Consider the following 2,622-nt stretch of genomic DNA (forward strand, 5'->3'; position numbering starts at 1 on the left):
CCGCGAAAACATCGACAAATTCTCGCAGGTAGTGAGTAAGCAAACCCTGCGCGATAACGGCTATAACTTAAATATTCCGCGTTATGTCGATTCTTCACCAGCAGCTGAAAGCTGGGATTTACACGCCACTATGCTAGGTGGCATCCCCAACAGCGAAATTGCACAGCTACACCCGTATTGGCAAGCATTCCCACAACTGCACGATGCGCTGTTTGTGGTCAAGTCTGCCGCCTACAGTGAATTAGCCATTGCCAAACAAGACGTTAATAAAACCATTACTCAGCATCCACAAGTTATCGAGTTTATTAGCGCTTACAACCAAGCCTTTGCTGGCATCAATGGCGATCTCAGCTTTGATAACTATTTACACACCGAACTTATTCAAAGCTGGCAAGAGGTTAACCGCAACCAGCAAGAGATAGTATTAAGCACAGAGTTATTTAATCGCCTGGCACCCATTGCCCTTATCGACAAATACCAAGCCTATCAATATTTAAACAACCAATGGCAAGTTATCAGTGCCGATTTGGAAATGATGCAAACAGAGGGGTTTGCCGCGACTAAGCAAGTTGACCCCAATATTGTGGTCAAAAAAGTTAAGGGCAATGACACCGAAGTACAAGATGGCTGGAAAGGCCACATCATGCCCTTTGAGTTAGTACAAAAAACCTATTTGAGCGATGACCTAGCGGCACTGGCAGAACAAGAAGACCACCTGGCAAAAATCGCCAGCTCGCTTGAGGAAATACTCGAATCCCTTTCTGAGGATGAAAAGGAGCAAGACACCGTAAAAGAAAGCAAAGATGGCTTTGCCAATGCCGACGTCGCCAAAGCGGCGAAAGCCTTCCTAAAAGAGCAAAAAGAGACCAAAACCAAGTTCTCAGCCGAAAGCTACGAAGCAAAAATCATCGCGGCGAGTAAACTGATTGATGAAGAAAAAGCCCTGAAAAAATCGGTCAAAGAAGCACAAATCGCCCTGCAATTAAAAACTAAAACCACCATCGAAGACTTAACCATTGATCAAGTCAACGAATTGCTGCACCTAAAATGGATCATGCCATTAGGCGTTGAGCTCGCCGCTATGCCAAGCACCGTAATTTCTCAGTTGACCAGCCAAGTACAAGTCCTTGCCGATAAATACAGCACGACTTATTCTCAAGTAGCGAATGAGATAAAAACCACCGAGCAGGAACTGGCCAACATGATGGGCCAGCTCACCGGCAATGAGTTTGATCTGCAAGGCTTGAATGAACTCACCATGTTGTTGAAGGGTGAATAAGATGAGTGTTAAAAATAACGTGCCTGAGATTCGGTTTAAGGGGTTTTGTGGTAATTGGCAGAATAAAGCAATCGGAAGCATCCTAGCTGAAACAAAGCGCCCAGTTGAATTGCTTGATAATGAATTATATCAATTGGTAACAGTGAGGCGCCGTAATGAAGGCGTCGTGCCTAGAGCTACCCTGAAAGGCAAAAATATATTAGTAAAAAACTATTATGGGGTTAAAGCAGGTGATTATCTGATATCAAAGCGGCAGGTCGTTCATGGTGCCAATGGGATCGTGCCAGAGAGTCTAGATAATGCTGTTGTATCTAATGAATACCTTGTTGTTACAGACAGTGATGAAGTAACTGCCAAGTTTTTAACAGTGATCTCAAAAAGACCTGAAATGCATAAACTGTTTTTCATTAGCTCTTATGGCGTCGATATTGAAAAGTTGGTATTTGATGTTTCCGACTGGAAAAACAGATCCATCACAATCCCAGATGTAACTGAACAAAATTCTATAACTGATTATTTCCAAAAGCTCGACAACCTAATCAACCAGCACCAACAAAAGCACGACAAGCTCAACAGCATTAAAAAAGCCATGCTGGAAAAGATGTTTCCCAAACAAGGCGAAACCATCCCAGAAATCCGCTTTAAAGGGTTTAGTGGGGAGTGGGTGGAAATTACTCTAGGGGAATATGCAATATTCACAAAAGGCCAGGGCTATTCAAAGAGTGATTTATCTGAGTCTGGAACTCCAATAGTTTTATATGGACGCCTTTATACAAAATATCAAACCGTAATTTCTCAGGTTGATACGTTCGCTATAGAAAAGTCTAAATCCGTTAAAAGTGTTGGTAACGAAGTCATAGTGCCAGCCTCTGGTGAATCTTCTGAAGATATAGCTAGAGCATCAGCCGTTTGTGAATCAGGCGTAATTCTTGGCGGTGATCTGAATATCATTTATCCAAACGATGAAATAAATCCTGTGTTTTTAGCTTTGGTGATATCCAACGGATATCCTCATAAGGCGTTAGCTAGTAAAGCACAGGGTAAATCTGTTGTTCACATCAGAAATAGAGACTTAGCTGCTTTATTGTTCACAATGCCTAAGAAAGAAGAACAAACTGCCATCGGCAACTACTTCCAAAAGCTTGATGTGCTGATCAACCAACACCAACAACAGATCATCAAACTTACTAACATCAAGCAGGCCTGCTTGAGCAAAATGTTTGTTTAGCAGGGAGCGCAACCATGACCACGTTTCAAACCGAAGCACAATTTGAGCAGTCCTTTATTGAGGTGCTTACCCAAAAAGGGTGGGAATCTAAAATACTCAAAAACAAAACAGAAGC

2 protein-coding genes are annotated in these 2,622 nt (G+C 42.4%); both read left to right on the plus strand.

Annotated elements, in window-relative coordinates; all coding sequences use genetic code 11:
• A partial coding sequence (locus AACS18_RS20635) for an SAM-dependent methyltransferase (protein ID WP_219927994.1) occupies positions 1 to 1,279 on the plus strand: 1,279 nt, incomplete at its 5' end.
• A gap of 1 nt (position 1,280) precedes the next feature.
• Positions 1,281 to 2,507: a restriction endonuclease subunit S gene (locus AACS18_RS20640; protein WP_068982301.1), complete on the plus strand. Its 1,227-nt coding sequence runs from the start codon at positions 1,281 to 1,283 to the stop codon at positions 2,505 to 2,507.
• Positions 2,508 to 2,622: the final 115 nt, after the last annotated feature.

This window comes from Aeromonas sp. HMWF015, assembly GCF_963878965.1.
Taxonomy (GTDB): Bacteria; Pseudomonadota; Gammaproteobacteria; order Enterobacterales; family Aeromonadaceae; genus Aeromonas; species Aeromonas veronii.

Excerpts from the sequence above, each read along its gene's own strand:
- AACS18_RS20640 (WP_068982301.1), top strand. The coding sequence starts at position 1,281 with ATGAGTGTTAAAAATAACGTGCCTGAGATTCGGTTTAAGGGGTTTTGT.